The sequence below is a fragment of the Blastomonas sp. CCH9-A1 genome (genome assembly GCF_001557175.1).
GTDB lineage: Bacteria > Pseudomonadota > Alphaproteobacteria > Sphingomonadales > Sphingomonadaceae > Blastomonas > Blastomonas delafieldii_A.
This window is the reverse complement of record NZ_LSHM01000043.1, coordinates 1-14,411: the sequence shown is the minus strand read 5'-3', so window position 1 is coordinate 14,411 and position 14,411 is coordinate 1. Positions and strand designations below refer to the sequence as shown.

Below are 14,411 nucleotides of genomic sequence, written 5' to 3'. Positions count from 1 at the left end.
GCTGCAATCAATCAACCCGTCTTTCAGCCGAGCAGGCCGAACGATGCCAGATCGTTGACGGTCACGAACACCATCAGGGCCAGCACGGCTGCCAGGCCCGAACGGAAAGCCCATTCCATGACCTTGGGGTTGACCGGTTTGCGCCGGATTCCCTCGATCGCATAGAATAGCAGATGACCGCCATCGAGCATGGGAATTGGCAGCAGGTTGATGAACCCCAAATTAATTGAGATCAGCGCGATGAAGAAGATGAAATCGTCGAGCCCCGCCGAGAGCTGCTCGCCCGAAACCTGCGCGATTTTCAGCGGTCCGCCGAGTTCCGAAACCGAGCGGCGGCCGGTGATGACCTGGCCCAAGGTGGCGACCATGAGCCGCACGATATCGCCGGTTCGCTCGACGGCGACGATCGGAGCCTCGACCAGCGAGACGGGGCGCATGACGGGCTTGGCCGACATGATGCCGAGGCGGCCAATGCGATATTCGTTTCCGAACCGGTCCTTCTGAATCTCGGTTCCGATCTTGAAATCGAATTCGCGGACCTGCCCGGCGCGCTCGGCGCGCAGGGTGATGCGTTCATCGGGCCGGTGCGCAATGCGGCGACCCAGTTCGTCGAACCACTCGATCCGTTCGCCATCGACCGACACGATGCGGTCGCCGGGCAGTAGACCAGCTTCTGCCGCCGCTGAACCGGGTAGCACGCCCGCGACCACCGGCGGCGTTACGCTCTTGCCGTAAGCGAAGGCGAAACCGGCAAGGATCAGGATGGCGAAGAGGAAGTTGATCGCGGGGCCTGCAAACACGATCAGCGCGCGCTGCCACAGGGTCTTGGACTGGAAGGTGCGGTTGCGCTCTTCGGCGGGAAGCGCGACCCAATTGGGGTCGGCGCGGCTGGATGGGTCCATATCGCCTGCGAATTGGACATAGCCGCCGAGCGGCAGCATGCCCAGCTTCCAGCGGGTGCCTCGCTTGTCGGTCCAACCGGCGATCTCGCGACCGAAGCCGATCGAGAAGGATTCCGCCTTCACTCCGAACCAGCGTCCGACCAGATAATGGCCCATCTCGTGGACGAAGACCAAAGGTCCGAGCACGAGCAGAAAGGCGAAGACGGTCAGCAACAAGCCGGGATTTTCGTTCAAGGGTCAGTTCCTGGTTCGCACCGCGGCGGCAGCATGCTCGCGCGCTTCTCGATCTATCGCCAGCACATCCTGCAGGCTTTGCGGGTCTTGCGGGCTATAGCCTGCCAGAACCTCCGACACAATTGCGGCAATATCGAGGAATCCGATCTCTTCCTTCAGAAACGCGGCCACCGCGATTTCGTTTGCCGCATTGAGGATGGCGGGGGCGCCGCCGCCGGCGGCAATCGCCTGGCGGCAGATGCCGGGGCCGGGAAAGCGTTCGTCGTCCAGCGGTTCGAAGGTCAGCTGGCCGATGGTCGCAAGGTCCAGCGGCGCGCAATCGGTGGCGATCCGGTCGGGCCAGGCGAGCGCCGAGGCGATCGGGATGCGCATGTCGGGCGCGCCCAATTGTGCCAGCGTCGAACGGTCGCGATATTCGACCATCGAATGGATGACCGATTGCGGGTGGACGAGGATGCGTATGGCATCGAGCCCGACCGGGAAGAGGTGATAGGCCTCGATCAGTTCGAGCCCCTTGTTGAACATGGTAGCGCTGTCGACCGAGATTTTTGCGCCCATCGACCAATTGGGGTGCGCGACCGCCTGGGCCGGGCCCGCGGCGCGCATCTGGTCGAGCGTCCAGCTGCGGAACGGGCCGCCGCTCGCGGTCAGCGTGATGCTTTGTACCTGATCATAGGAGGCGCCCGCAAGGCACTGGAAGATCGCGTTATGTTCGGAATCGACCGGGAGCAGGGTCGCGCCCGAGCTGCGCGCCGCCTCGATCATCAGCGCGCCCGACGAGACCAAAGCCTCCTTGTTGGCGAGCGCGACGCTGCGTCCGCGCAGCAGGCTGCGCATGATTGGCGCGAGGCCCGCACAGCCGACAATCGCGGCCATGGTCCAGTCGGCATCGAGATCGGCCGCGTCGAGCAAAGCCTGAGGGCCCGACCAGGCCTGGGTGGCGCTGCCCTGAAGCGCATCGGCCAGCGCCTGATGCTGCGCCGGATCGCCGATCACCGCGACCTCGGCGGAGAATTCGCGCGCGAGCTTCGCGAGGCCCTCCGCATCGCTGTTCGCGGTCAGCGCGACGATGCGATAGGCCGAAGGGTTGAGGCGGATGAGATCGAGCGTCGAGGTGCCCACCGATCCGGTTGCGCCGAAGATGCTGATCGAGCGCGGCTCAGCGGACGGCGGCGGCACGATCAGGCCGGGAGAGAGCGTTTCGGGGCGCGACATGGAATGCTTATCCTAGCGCCCAAAATGCGTTGGCTGCAACCAGAGTTGCAACGATCGGTGCAACCGGGACAAGTCCGTCGACGCGGTCGAGAATGCCGCCATGTCCGGGGATCAGCGTGCCCGAATCCTTGACGCCCGCCTGGCGCTTCATCCAGCTCTCCAGAAAATCGCCCATTTGCGCAACGATGGCGAGCGGTGCGCTCGCCAGCACCAGGATATAGGGCAGATCGAAATGCTCGCGCAGCAGCATCGCGAACAGCAGCGCTGCCGTCATGCCGCCCGCCAGTCCCGCCCAGGTCTTGCTGGGGCTGATCGACGGGGCGATCTTGGGCCCGCCGATGCCGCGCCCGGCGAAATACGCGCCGATATCGGTCGCCCAGACCGTCGCCATCGTCCAGAAGGCGAGCAGCAGGCCATTGTCCTGCTGACGCAGATAGAGCAGCGCCATGACCGGCAGCGCGCAATAGAGCACGCCCCAGGCGAGCCGGAAGCCGCGATCGATCGTCGCGATGAAGAAAGCGCCGCCGATGATGAAGCCAAGCGACAGAAAGCCCGGGCCATCAGCAAAGGGTGAAAGCATCGACAAGGGCGCCATCAGCGCCAGCATCGACAGACGCCGGCGCTCCATCCGCCCGACCAGCCCGGCCCATTCGTGCTGCATCGCCAGCGCACCTGCCATCAGCAGAAGCCAGAAGGCAATGCCGCCCAGCCACAGCGCGGTCCCGGCGATCGCCACCAGCACTACGCCCGAAACCGTGCGGATCGCGAGATCCTGGCCGAACAGGGACCGCTTCACCGGTTCAGCGGCCACCAAAGCGCCTTTCGCGGGTGGCATAGGACTGGAATGCCTCGGCGAGCGAATTCCCGTCGAAATCGGGCCAGAGCGTGTCGGTGAAATAGAGCTCGGCATAGGCCGCCTGCCAGAGCAGGAAGTTGCTCAGCCGCTGCTCGCCCGAGGTGCGGATCAGCAGGTCGAGCGGGGGCAGGTCGCTGGTATCAAGCATCGCATCGATATGCGCCGCCTCGATTGCGTCTGCGTTGACCTCACCGCGCGCAGCCGCAGCGGCAAGCGCACGCGCGGCACGCACGAGCTCGTCCTGCGCACCATAATTGAGCGCGATGACGAGCGTCGTGCCGCTGTTATGCGCGGTGCGCTGCACGACATCGTCGATCATTTCGACCAGATCGGGCGCGAGCACGCGATAATTGCCGATGATCTTGAGCCGCACGTTGTTGGCGATGAACTCGTCGACATCGGCGCGGATGAAATGCCTGAGCAGCCCCATCAGGTCCGAAACCTCGTCCTCCGGACGCTTCCAGTTTTCCGACGAGAAGGCGTAGAGCGTCAGCGCCTCGAGCCCCATGTCGCGGGCCGCCCGCACGGTTGTGCGTACGGCCTCGACGCCCTGTTTGTGGCCGACAAAGCGGGGCAGGTTGCGCCGCGCGGCCCATCGGCCGTTGCCGTCCATGATGATGGCGGCGTGGCGCAACCCGCAGGCAGGTGCCAGCCCCGCATGTGCAGGCGCTGCGGAATGCGCCTCTGCCTTGGACAGCTTGGGGCCGGGCCGAAAGATCACTGGCCCAGAATTTCTTTTTCTTTCTGCGTCGCGGCGGCATCGGCCTGGGCGATCATGTCGTCGGTCAGCTTCTGCACCTCGGTCTCGAAGCGCTTGCGCTCGTCCTCGCTGATCACGCCCTTCTTCTCGTCGGTCTTGAGCGAATCCATGCCGTCGCGGCGGACGTTGCGGATCGCGACGCGCGCCTTTTCGGCATATTGGCCGGCGAGCTTCGCGAGCTCCTTGCGGCGTTCTTCGGTGAGGTCGGGGATCGGCAGGCGCAGCGTCTGGCCATCGACGATCGGATTGAGGCCAAGGCCTGCCGAACGGATCGCCTTGTCCGCCGGGCCGACATTCGACTTGTCCCAGACCTGCACCGACAGCATGCGCGGCTCGGGCGCGGAGACGGTGGCGATCTGGGTCAACGGCATGTGCGCGCCATAGACTTCGACCGTCACCGGATCGAGCAGCGTGGTGTTGGCGCGTCCGGTGCGCAGGCCCGAAAGGTCGCCCTTCAGCGATTCGACCGCGCCGTTCATCCGGCGCTCGAGATCCTTCTTGTCAAACTGTGCCACTGGTTCAGTCCTTCTGATGTACGGTTGTCGCGGTGCCTTCGCCGCTCAGAACGCGGGCGAGATTGCCCTGTTCGCGGATCGAGAACACCACGATGGGAATGGAATTGTCGCGGCAGAGCGCCACGGCGCTGGCGTCCATGACCTTGAGATTGTCCTGCAACACCCGGTCATAACTCAATGTTTCGTAACGCACGGCGGTGGGATCAAGCTTGGGATCGGCATTGTACACGCCGTCGACGCTGGTTCCTTTCAGTAGCGCATCGCATTTCATTTCGGCCGCGCGCAGTGCCGCGCCGGAATCGGTGGTGAAATAGGGCGCGCCGACGCCCGCGGCGAAGATGACCACGCGGCCCTTTTCGAGATGGCGCTGGGCGCGGCGGCGGATCACCGGCTCACACACCTTGTCCATCTCGATCGCGGATTGCACGCGGGTGGGGACGCCCATCTGCTCGAGCGCGCTCTGCATAGCGAGCGCGTTCATCACCGTGGCGAGCATGCCCATATAATCGGCCTGCGCACGGTCCATGCCCTTGGCAGCGCCTGCCATGCCGCGGAAGATGTTGCCGCCGCCGATGACCAGGCAGATTTCGAGCCCGGTATCCTTGGCCGCCTTCACCTCTGCGGCCATGCGTGCGACGGTGGCGGGATCGATGCCATACTGGCCGTCGCCCATCAGGGCTTCCCCCGACAGCTTCAGGAGGATGCGGCGGTAGGATGCGATGGTCATGAATGTTCCGGTATCTGGAATGAAATGCGGCGCTTCTGGCCGAGTGGCGCGCACCATAGTCAGTGCATCCGGCACTGCCAAGCACGTTCCTGCACAGTTTGACGTCACGCGATCGATCGAGCGTCGCGGACGCAAAAACAGCGGGCAGCCCCAGGGGCCACCCGCCGTCTTTTTGCTGAAAGGCTAAAGGCTTAGAGGCCTGCAGCCGCCGCGACTTCCGCCGCGAAATCAGTTTCTTCCTTTTCGATGCCTTCGCCGAGCTGGAAGCGGACATAGTCCTTGAGCACGATCTTGCCGCCTGCGTCCTTGGCAGCCTTGGCCACCACGTCGGCGATCGGGGTCTTGTTGTCGATCACGAACAGCTGGCTGAGCAGCGCGTTTTCCTTGGCGAACTTGGCGATCGCGCCATCGACCATCTTGGCCTGCACTTCGGCGGGCTTGCCGCTTTCCGCCGCCTTTTCCTCGGCGATCTTGCGTTCGCGCGCGATCAGTTCGGCATCGAGGCCGTCGGCGTTCAGCGCCAGCGGGAAGGCAGCGGCAATGTGCATGCCGATCTGCTTGCCCAGCGGCTCGAGCACGTCGGCAGCGACATCGCCTTCGAGCGCGACGAGCACGCCGATCTTGCCAAGGTTCGGCGCGACGGCATTGTGCATGTACGACACGACAACGCCCTGATCGACCGAGACGGTCTTGATGCGGCGGATCGACTGGTTTTCGCCGATCGTGGCGATCGAGCTGGTCAGCTTGTCGCCGACGCTGCCGCCATCGGGATATTCAGCCGACTTGAGCGCCTCGACATCGTCCCCGGTGGTCAGGGCGACCGAGGTCACCTTGCGGACGAAATCCTGGAACTGGTCGTTCTTGGCGACGAAGTCGGTCTCGCTGTTCACTTCGACGGCGACGCCCTTGAGACCCGAAACTTCGATGCCGACCAGACCTTCGGCGGCGGTGCGGCTCGACTTCTTCTGCGCGGTGGCCAGGCCCTTGGCGCGCAGCGCGTCGACGGCGGCCTCGATATCGCCATTCGCTTCGGTCAGCGCCTTCTTGGCGTCCATCATGCCAGCGCCGGTGCGCTCGCGCAGTTCCTTGACAGTAGCAGCGGTTACAACAGCCATGTTCGTGTTCCTTGTTTTGAATATGGACGCAGGGGCCACGGGTGCGGGCCAATGCCCGGCCCGTAGCCCCTGCATGTGTCAGTTTTGTGCAAGCAGGGCAGGGCTGGACCCCGCCCGGCTCGATCAGCCAATCCGATTAGGCAGCGTCGCCGGCATCTGCAGCGGCGTCTTCCAGCGCGGCTTCTGCCGGCGGTTCGGCCATTTCGCCGACGTCCGCGCCCGACGCGACGGCAGCACCGGTGCGGCCCTTGGTGGCAGCAGCGGCGACGGCGTCGCAATACAGGCGCACGGCGCGCGCGGCGTCGTCATTGGCGGGAACCGGGAAGGCGATGCCCTGCGGATCGACGTTCGAATCGAGGATCGCGATCACCGGGATGCCGAGAACATTGGCTTCCTTGATGGCCAGGTCTTCCTTGTTCGCGTCGATCACGAACATCACGTCGGGAATACCGCCCATGTCGCGGATGCCGCCGAGCGACAGTTCCAGCTTGTCGCGCTCGCGGGTGAGCTGCAGCACTTCCTTCTTGGTAAAGCCCGAGGTGTCGCCAGCGAGCTGCTCTTCGAGCATCTTGAGGCGCTTGATCGAGCCCGAGATGGTCTTCCAGTTGGTGAGCATACCGCCCAGCCAGCGGTGGTTGACGAAATGCTGGCCGCTGGCGCGGGCCGCTTCGGCGATCGGGGCCTGGGCCTGGCGCTTGGTGCCGACGAACAGCACCTTGCCGCCCGCCTGAACGGTGGCCGAGACGAATTCGAGCGCGCGTGCGAACAGCGGCACGGTCTGCGACAGGTCGAGGATGTGGATGCCATTGCGTGCGCCGAAGATATACGGCTTCATGCGCGGGTTCCAGCGGTGGGTCTGGTGGCCGAAATGCGCGCCGGCTTCGATCAATTGCTGCATGGTGACGACAGGTGCCGCCATAGGGATTTCCTTTCCGGTTGTGCCTCTGGAAGACGGGAACCTTGTGGGCCTGACCCTCAAAGGGTGGCCGGGGCACCGGTATGTGTGTCTTCCATGTGGATTGCATGCGGCACAGCGCCACGTGCGAGCGGCCCCTTAGGCGAACTGGCGCACGAAATCCAGCCTCAAAATGTGCGACGAACCGAATTTTCCGGTTGACGGGCCGAAACAGAAGTGGAACAAAACACATACAAAGAGGGTCAAGGGCTCCGGATCGTCCCGATATGGAACCAATGCCTGTCCACTGAGTTATCCACAATGTTCCACCGGGCTCCAATCCGGCGGACGCAAGTCAGGATGTAGCGTTATGTTTGCTGTAGCCATTGCCCTGTTCTTCGCCGCCGCCGCAATTGGGGCCGTGCTGGTCATTGCCCAGTCGTTCGCAGGATCGGCAGAGCGCTTCGATGCGCTGTTCGCCGCCTATCGCGCTGCAGGACAGGGGCGGGTTGCTCAGGGCCAGATGCGTGCTGTCGCGACCTATGTTCCGAACCGCGCGCCCGATTACAGCCCGCGCAACGTGATCGCGATGCCGGTTCGCGGCAGCGTCCGCGTCAGCCAGCCGGATTGGCGCGCTGCCGCTTGACCCTGGCGTAGGATACGATGCCGAACGGGATCAGCGCCAGATAGATCAGGCAGATTGCCGTCAACGTGATGAACGGCACGGTGAGCAGCGACGCTGCCGTAATTGCAAACACCGCCAGCGCTTCGAGGCGAATGTTCTTGCGCACGTTGAGCGACGACCAGCTGAAGGTCGCGACATTCGATATCATCAGAAATGCGATCAGCAGAACCCATGGGCCGATGACACTATAGTGTCGGAACAAGTCCTCACCGGTCTCGATCCACAAATAGAGTGGCAGCATGGCCAGGCCGGCGCCGGCCGGGGCCGGAATGCCGGTGAGATAGCCCGCGGACTTGTGCGGCTGATCCTCCAGATCGATCTGCGCGTTGAACCGCGCCAGCCGCAGCGCGCAGCATACCGCTAGCGTAAGCGCGATGAGCCAGCCGAAGCGCGGAAGCTCGTTCAATGACCACAGAAACAGGACAAGGGCAGGCGACACACCGAACGCGATCGAATCCGCCAGCGAGTCCAGTTCGGCCCCGAACCGGCTTTGCGCCTTGAGCATTCGCGCGACGCGTCCGTCGATCCCGTCGAGCACGCCCGCCAGCACGATAGCGCCTGCTGCCAGCGGCCATTGGTCCTGCAAGGCGAAGCGGATGCCGGTAAGCCCGCAGCACAAGGCGCTGGCGGTGATAGCGTTGGGAACCATCGCGCGCAGCGTCAGTCCTTCGCGCAGGCGAAACCGGCGTCCCGCCAGATAACGGATCGGGCCACGGCGTCCGCGACGCTCCAACGGATCGCGCTCGCTCATGCCGTCATGCTCCTTGAAGGACCGGATGCCGGGGCAGCGGAGTGTTGCATCAATGCGCGATCCCTTCGCGCACCGGTGCGTCACCGACAATGCCGAGCACGGTTTCACCCGCGACAATCCGCTGGCCCTTGACAACATTGGGCGCGGTGCCGCGCGGCAGATAGACATCGACCCGGCTGCCGAAGCGGATCAGCCCGACGCGCTGGCCGACGGCGACGAAATCGCCTTCCTTGACGAACGGTACGATACGGCGGGCGACCAGCCCTGCAATCTGGGTGAACCCGATGCGCAGACCGTCCGACCGCTCGACCATGATGTGCTGGCGCTCGTTCTCGTCGCTCGCCTTGTCGAGATCGGCATTGAGGAACTTGCCCGAGATATAGACGATGCGCCGGATGGTACCGCCGATCGGCGCGCGGTTGATGTGCACATCGAACACGCTCATGAAAATCGATACGCGCCAAAGCGGATCGGGCCCCAGTCCGTCATGGTCGGCCAGCTCGATCGGCGGCGCGACCTCCTGGATCAGCGTCACCAGACCATCGGCCGGCGCGACGACAAAGCGCTCGTCGAGCGGCGTGACCCGGGCGGGGTCGCGGAAAAAGGCAAGGATCCACAAGGTGAGCCCGCCCATCGGCCAGGCCAGCGTTTCCCAGGCCATCAGCGCGAAGATAAGCGTGATGCCTGCTGCGATAACGGCGAATTTGCGACCTTCGGGATGGACCGGGGGCAGGCTCCAGCTCGCCAGGCCCTTGCCCCGGTTATCCAGTAATTCTTGCGACATGCCCGCCCTCTTAGGGACACTGGCCGGGTGTGACAACGGCCAATGGCCCCGCAATGCGGTGAATGCTGCGCTGCGGCATAAACTTGCTAGTGATTTGCAATACTGAAAGTGCGGCGATTGCGCTGATCCGCAAGGTTGAAACCTCGCCCGACTTTGCTAAGAGCGTCCCAGATTTCCTGATTCCTCCCTAGCAAGAAGGCGCAAAATCCGCATGGCAAAGATCAAGGTGGCCAAGCCCGTCGTCGAAATCGACGGCGATGAAATGACCCGCATCATCTGGGAGTGGATCCGCGAACGCCTGATCCTGCCCTATCTGGACATCGACCTGAAATATTACGATCTGTCGATCCAGAAGCGCGACGAAACCAACGACAAGATCACCGTCGACGCCTCGAACGCGATCCGCGAGCATGGCGTCGGCGTCAAGTGCGCCACCATCACGCCCGACGAGGCACGCGTCGAGGAGTTCAACCTAAAGAAGATGTGGAAGTCGCCCAACGGCACCATCCGCAACATTCTGGGCGGCGTCGTGTTCCGCGAGCCGATCGTGATCTCGAACATTCCGCGGCTGGTGCCCGGCTGGACCGACCCGATCGTCGTCGGCCGTCATGCGTTCGGCGACCAGTACAAGGCCACCGATTTCCGCGTTCCCGGTCCCGGCAAGCTGCGTCTGGTGTTCGAGGGCGAGGACGGCACCACGATCGACGAGGAAGTGTTCCAGTTCCCCTCGTCGGGCGTTGCTATGGCGATGTACAATCTCGATGACTCGATCGCCGATTTCGCACGCGCATCGATGAACTATGGCCTCGATCGCGGCTGGCCGACGTACCTCTCGACCAAGAACACGATCATGAAGGCCTATGATGGCCGCTTCAAGGACATCTTCGAGGAGATTTACGAGAAGGAATTCAAGACCAAGTTCGAGGCCGCCGGCATCACCTATCAGCACCGCCTGATCGACGACATGGTCGCGTCCGCGCTGAAATGGTCGGGCAAGTTCGTCTGGGCGTGCAAGAACTATGACGGTGACGTGCAGTCGGACACCGTCGCGCAGGGCTTCGGTTCGCTGGGTCTCATGACCTCGGTGCTGATGACCCCCGATGGCAAGACCGTCGAGGCCGAAGCCGCGCACGGTACCGTCACGCGGCACTATCGCATGCACGAACAGGGCAAGGCGACCTCGACCAACCCGATCGCGTCGATCTTCGCCTGGACCCGCGGCCTCATCTATCGCGGCCGCTTCGACGAGACGCCGGAAGTGGTGCGCTTTGCCGAGACGCTGGAACGCGTCTGTATTGAAACCGTTGAGCAGGGATCGATGACCAAGGACCTCGCCATCCTGATCGGCCCCGACCAGGCCTGGATGACCACCGAGCAGTTCTTCGAGGCGATCCGGGTCAATCTGGAAAAGGAAATGGGCAGCTGGGCATGAGGGGTTGATGGCGCAGCGCAGCAGCAAGGCACGGCTGGAAGTCAGGCAGGCACGCAGGGGCGATATTCCCGGAATATCGGCTCTGGTCGAGCGGGCCTATCCCAGCCTGCCGCCGTACAAGTTCGGCGAGCTGCGCGGCCAGATCAACAATTTCCCTGAGGGCCAGTTCGTTGCCATTCTTGACGGCGAGATTGTCGGCTATTGCGCCTCGTCGCGCGTGACCGAGGCGATGGCCTTTGGTCCGCACGATTGGGAAGAGATCAGCGGCAACGGCTTCGGCACCCGCCATGTGCCCACCGGCGAATGGCTGTACGGCTATGAAATGTGCGTCGACCCTGCCCAGCGCGGGGTACGTATCGGCAAACGGCTTTATGAGGCGCGCCGGGCGCTGGCCGAGCAACTCGAACTCAACGGCATCGTCTTTGCCGGGCGCATCCCGGGCTACGACCGGGCCAAGCGCACCAAGAAGGCCGAGAGTCCCGAGGATTATCTCGCCAAGGTGATCGACGGCAAGCTGCGCGATCCGGTCATCGGTTTCCAGATCGCAAACGGCTTTACCCCCGTCGGCATATTGAAGCGCTATCTGCCCGAGGACCGCCAGTCGCGCGGTCATGCGGCGCATATGGTGTGGCGCAACCCTTATGTGAACGCGGACGAGCCGCCCAAGCACCGCGTCCCGCGCGGGGTTGAAAGCGTGCGCCTCGCGACCGTGCAGTTTCAGGCGCGGGCAGTGGCGAATTTCGAGGAATTCGTCCGCAACGTCGAATATTTTGTCGATGTGGCAGCGGATTACCGGGCGGACTTCGTACTGTTTCCCGAGATGTTCACCATGTCGCTGCTCTCCTTCGCCAAGAAGAAGATGGGGCCGCAGGAAGCGATCGAGGCGCTGAGCGAGTTCACCCCGCGCATCCGCGACGAGCTCACGCGCATGGCGATGGAGTATAATATCAACATCATCGGTGGATCGCACCCGACCCGTGCCGACGACGGCGATATCCAGAATATCGCGCTCGTCGCCTTGCGCGATGGATCGATCCACGCGCAGGAAAAGATTCACCCCACACCGAACGAGCGGTACTGGTGGAAGATCAAGGGCGGCGACAGCATCGACGCGATCCAGACCGATTGCGGACCGATCGGCGTGCTCATCTGTTATGACAGCGAGTTTCCCGAGCTGGCGCGGCGTCTGGCGGATGAGGGCGCGCGGATCATCTTCGTTCCTTTCTGCACCGACAGCCGCGAGGCCTATATGCGCGTGCGCTATTGCTGCCAGGCGCGCGCGATCGAGAACCAGTGCTATGTCGTGATGTCGGGCAATGTCGGCAATCTGCCCGATGTCGAGAACATGGACATCCAGTATGCGCAGAGCTGCATCCTCACGCCGTGCGACCTGCCGTTTGCGCGCGATGGTATCGCGGCGGAGGCGAGCGAGAATGTCGAGACGCTGACGATCAGCGACGTCAATCTCGACGACCTCAGCTGGGCAAGACACGAAGGCACGGTGCGCAATCTGGGTGATCGCCGCTACGACCTCTACCATATCGAGTGGGACCGCGCCGTTGGGCGCGGCAATGCCGCTGCGAAGCGCGAACGCGCGCGTCAGGCAGCCCCCGCAGGGCCGCAGGGCGGTGGGGGCGGCTGATCGCTCGCATCACAATGATTTATGGCTGACATGCTGTCCTTTATCCGCCATGAATTGATCCATGCACACGCCCTTTGAGAATCCGGTCTTCAGCGATGCCCTGGTGATCCTGGGGGCGGCCGGCATCGTCATTCCGGCCTTTGCGCGGCTCCGAATCAACCCTGTCATCGGTTTCATCCTGGTCGGCATGCTGGTGGGGCCATCGGGCCTCGGCTCGATCGTCGACCAGTTCCCGTGGCTTTACCACATCACCATTACCGACCGCGAGGCGATCGATCCGTTTGCCGAATTCGGCATCGTCATGCTGCTGTTCACCATCGGGCTCGAGCTGTCGTTCAAGCGCCTCTGGGCGATGCGGGTGCAGGTGTTCGGGCTGGGTTCGGCACAGCTTCTCGCCTCGGGGCTGGTGATCGGCTTTGCGCTCAACCTGATCGGTCAGCCGCTTGCAGGCGCGCTAGGCCTCGGCATGGCGCTCGCTTTGTCATCGACCGCGCTGGTGCTGCCGATGGTCGGCACGACCGGGCCGGTCGGGCGTTCGGCGCTCGCCATGCTGATCTTCGAGGATCTGGCGCTTGTGCCGATCATCTTCGCGCTCGGCGCGCTTGCGCCGCGCGCCGAGGCGGCGGGGCTGGACGGGCTGGTGCAGACGCTGTGGCTCGGCGGGCTGACCATCGTCATCATGCTGCTAGCGGGGCGCTATCTGCTGCCCTATCTGTTCGCGCAGGCGGCGCGCACCAAGAGCCCTGAGCTGTTCCTCGCCGCGTGCCTGCTCGTCGTCATTACCGCCTCGGTCGCGACGGCGGCAGCGGGCCTCTCGCCGATCGTCGGCGCGCTGATCGCGGGCGTGATGATCGCGGAAACCGAATATGGCGACGAGGTCGAGATCATCACCGCGCCGTTCAAGGGGCTGGCGCTTGGGGTGTTCCTGATCACCGTCGGCATGTCGGTTGATCTGCGGGTGGTCGCGGCCAACTGGCAATCGCTGGCGATCGCGGTGGTCGGCGTTTGCCTGATCAAGGCGGTGGTGACCGGCGGGCTGTTGCGGCTGGTCGGCGCGCGGCGTGGCGTCGCGGCGGAGACCGGCGTGCTGATGGCGAGCCCCGCCGAGACCACGCTGATCGTGCTCGCGGCCGCGGTGCAGGCACAGCTCATCCAGTCGAGCACCGCGCAATTCTGGCAGATCGTCACCGCGATCGGCCTGACGATCACGCCGCTGCTCGCCAAGCTCGGCCATGTCATCGCGACGCGCATCGACATGCGCGCGAGCGAAAGCGCCGCGCCCGACGAGGAATCGGCGGGCGCCGGGCGCGTCGTTCTGTTCGGCTATGGCCGGGTGGGCGAGATCGTCTCGGACATGCTCGCCAAGCACAACCAGCCCTATGTCGCGATCGAATCCAATGTGGATGTCGTCGCCGCCGCGCGGCGCAAGGGCGTGCCGATCCTGTTCGGCGATGTCGCGCGGCCCGAATTGCTCGACCGGTTGCGGCTGGGCCATGCCAAGGCGCTGATCCTGACGATGGACGATCCGGTGCTCGCGGTGCGCATCGTCCGCCGCGTCGCTGGCTGGGTGCCCGACCTCACGATCATCGCCCGTGCGCGCGATGCCAATCACGCTGCCGAGCTTTATCGCGCCGGGGCGACGCTCGCGGTGCCCGAGGCGCTGGAAAGTTCGCTGCAACTCTCCGAGGCGCTGCTGGTGGACCTCGGTATCGCCATGGGCCCGGTGATCGCCTCGATCCACGAAAAGCGCGACGAGCTGCGCCGCAAGATCATGCAGGAGGGCGAGCTGTCGAAACAGCCGCTGCTCAAATCGGGTGAGGCGCCGGCGGGGTAGGCCTTCCCCAAAATCCTCCCACAGCTTGCTGGGGGAGGGGGACCGCCCGCGCAGCGGGTGGTGG

14 protein-coding genes are annotated in these 14,411 nt (G+C 64.1%); 4 read left to right on the top strand and 10 right to left on the bottom strand.

From position 1 onward, the window contains the following. Nucleotides 1–23 precede the first annotated feature (23 nt). The 8 genes from rseP to rpsB form a co-directional block, all read right to left on the bottom strand. A complete protein-coding gene (rseP, locus tag AX725_RS13245) occupies nt 24–1,136 on the bottom strand; it encodes an RIP metalloprotease RseP (protein WP_060978463.1) in 1,113 nt (370 codons plus the stop codon). A gap of 3 nt (nt 1,137–1,139) precedes the next feature. Beyond that, a complete protein-coding gene (gene dxr / locus AX725_RS13240) occupies nt 1,140–2,351 on the bottom strand; it encodes a 1-deoxy-D-xylulose-5-phosphate reductoisomerase (protein ID WP_060978464.1) in 1,212 nt (403 codons plus the stop codon). Nucleotides 2,352–2,358: 7 nt separating this feature from the next. Further along, nucleotides 2,359–3,165, bottom strand: coding sequence for a phosphatidate cytidylyltransferase (locus tag AX725_RS13235; RefSeq protein ID WP_082730771.1), 807 nt, complete (start codon nt 3,163–3,165; stop codon nt 2,359–2,361). Then, nucleotides 3,152–3,928 (bottom strand): isoprenyl transferase, encoded by a 777-nt coding sequence (locus AX725_RS13230; RefSeq protein ID WP_081097073.1) that lies wholly within the window; start codon nt 3,926–3,928, stop codon nt 3,152–3,154. Before AX725_RS13230 ends, AX725_RS13235 begins: the two co-directional genes overlap by 14 nt. After that, complete coding sequence (gene frr, locus AX725_RS13225; protein WP_060978465.1) at nt 3,925–4,482, bottom strand: ribosome recycling factor; 558 nt, start codon at nt 4,480–4,482, stop codon at nt 3,925–3,927. Before frr ends, AX725_RS13230 begins: the two co-directional genes overlap by 4 nt. 4 nt (nt 4,483–4,486) lie before the next feature. Next, the gene (gene pyrH, locus AX725_RS13220) at nt 4,487–5,209 is read right to left on the bottom strand and encodes a UMP kinase (protein ID WP_023836941.1); all 723 of its coding nucleotides are present in this window, start codon (nt 5,207–5,209) and stop codon (nt 4,487–4,489) included. Between the two features lie 191 nt (nt 5,210–5,400). Then, on the bottom strand, nt 5,401–6,324 hold the full coding sequence (gene tsf / locus AX725_RS13215) for a translation elongation factor Ts (protein WP_060978466.1): 924 nt from the start codon (nt 6,322–6,324) through the stop codon (nt 5,401–5,403). 136 nt (nt 6,325–6,460) lie between these two features. Then, nucleotides 6,461–7,243 (bottom strand): 30S ribosomal protein S2, encoded by a 783-nt coding sequence (gene rpsB, locus AX725_RS13210; RefSeq protein WP_060978467.1) that lies wholly within the window; start codon nt 7,241–7,243, stop codon nt 6,461–6,463. Nucleotides 7,244–7,589: 346 nt separating this feature from the next. On the opposite strand from rpsB, the gene AX725_RS13205 reads away from it, so the two are divergent. Next, nucleotides 7,590–7,865 (top strand): hypothetical protein, encoded by a 276-nt coding sequence (locus AX725_RS13205; RefSeq protein WP_060978468.1) that lies wholly within the window; start codon nt 7,590–7,592, stop codon nt 7,863–7,865. Here the strand turns inward: AX725_RS13205 and AX725_RS13200 are convergent. Next, the gene (locus AX725_RS13200; RefSeq protein WP_082730772.1) at nt 7,834–8,655 is read right to left on the bottom strand and encodes a CDP-alcohol phosphatidyltransferase family protein; all 822 of its coding nucleotides are present in this window, start codon (nt 8,653–8,655) and stop codon (nt 7,834–7,836) included. The genes AX725_RS13205 and AX725_RS13200 overlap by 32 nt on opposite strands. Nucleotides 8,656–8,704: 49 nt before the next feature. Continuing rightward, nucleotides 8,705–9,439 carry a phosphatidylserine decarboxylase gene (locus AX725_RS13195; RefSeq protein WP_060978469.1) on the bottom strand — a complete coding sequence of 245 codons (735 nt, stop codon included), beginning with the start codon at nt 9,437–9,439 and terminating at the stop codon, nt 8,705–8,707. A gap of 211 nt (nt 9,440–9,650) precedes the next feature. Between AX725_RS13195 and AX725_RS13190 the strand changes: the two genes are divergently transcribed. From AX725_RS13190 to AX725_RS13180, 3 genes are all read left to right on the top strand, one after another. Next, on the top strand, nt 9,651–10,871 hold the full coding sequence (locus tag AX725_RS13190) for an NADP-dependent isocitrate dehydrogenase (RefSeq protein WP_060978470.1): 1,221 nt from the start codon (nt 9,651–9,653) through the stop codon (nt 10,869–10,871). 7 nt (nt 10,872–10,878) lie between these two features. Then, on the top strand, nt 10,879–12,513 hold the full coding sequence (locus AX725_RS13185) for a bifunctional GNAT family N-acetyltransferase/carbon-nitrogen hydrolase family protein (RefSeq protein ID WP_060978471.1): 1,635 nt from the start codon (nt 10,879–10,881) through the stop codon (nt 12,511–12,513). Between the two features lie 61 nt (nt 12,514–12,574). Next, nucleotides 12,575–14,347 carry a cation:proton antiporter domain-containing protein gene (locus AX725_RS13180; RefSeq protein ID WP_060978472.1) on the top strand — a complete coding sequence of 591 codons (1,773 nt, stop codon included), beginning with the start codon at nt 12,575–12,577 and terminating at the stop codon, nt 14,345–14,347. Nucleotides 14,348–14,411: the final 64 nt, after the last annotated feature.

Coding starts and splice junctions, on each gene's coding strand:
- dxr (WP_060978464.1), bottom strand. CDS start 2,351: ATGTCGCGCCCCGAAACGCTCTCTCCCGGCCTGATCGTGCCGCCGCCG.
- pyrH (WP_023836941.1), bottom strand. CDS start 5,209: ATGACCATCGCATCCTACCGCCGCATCCTCCTGAAGCTGTCGGGGGAA.
- tsf (WP_060978466.1), bottom strand. CDS start 6,324: ATGGCTGTTGTAACCGCTGCTACTGTCAAGGAACTGCGCGAGCGCACC.
- rpsB (WP_060978467.1), bottom strand. CDS start 7,243: ATGGCGGCACCTGTCGTCACCATGCAGCAATTGATCGAAGCCGGCGCG.
- AX725_RS13205 (WP_060978468.1), top strand. CDS start 7,590: ATGTTTGCTGTAGCCATTGCCCTGTTCTTCGCCGCCGCCGCAATTGGG.
- AX725_RS13200 (WP_082730772.1), bottom strand. CDS start 8,655: ATGAGCGAGCGCGATCCGTTGGAGCGTCGCGGACGCCGTGGCCCGATC.
- AX725_RS13195 (WP_060978469.1), bottom strand. CDS start 9,439: ATGTCGCAAGAATTACTGGATAACCGGGGCAAGGGCCTGGCGAGCTGG.
- AX725_RS13190 (WP_060978470.1), top strand. CDS start 9,651: ATGGCAAAGATCAAGGTGGCCAAGCCCGTCGTCGAAATCGACGGCGAT.
- AX725_RS13185 (WP_060978471.1), top strand. CDS start 10,879: ATGGCGCAGCGCAGCAGCAAGGCACGGCTGGAAGTCAGGCAGGCACGC.
- AX725_RS13180 (WP_060978472.1), top strand. CDS start 12,575: ATGCACACGCCCTTTGAGAATCCGGTCTTCAGCGATGCCCTGGTGATC.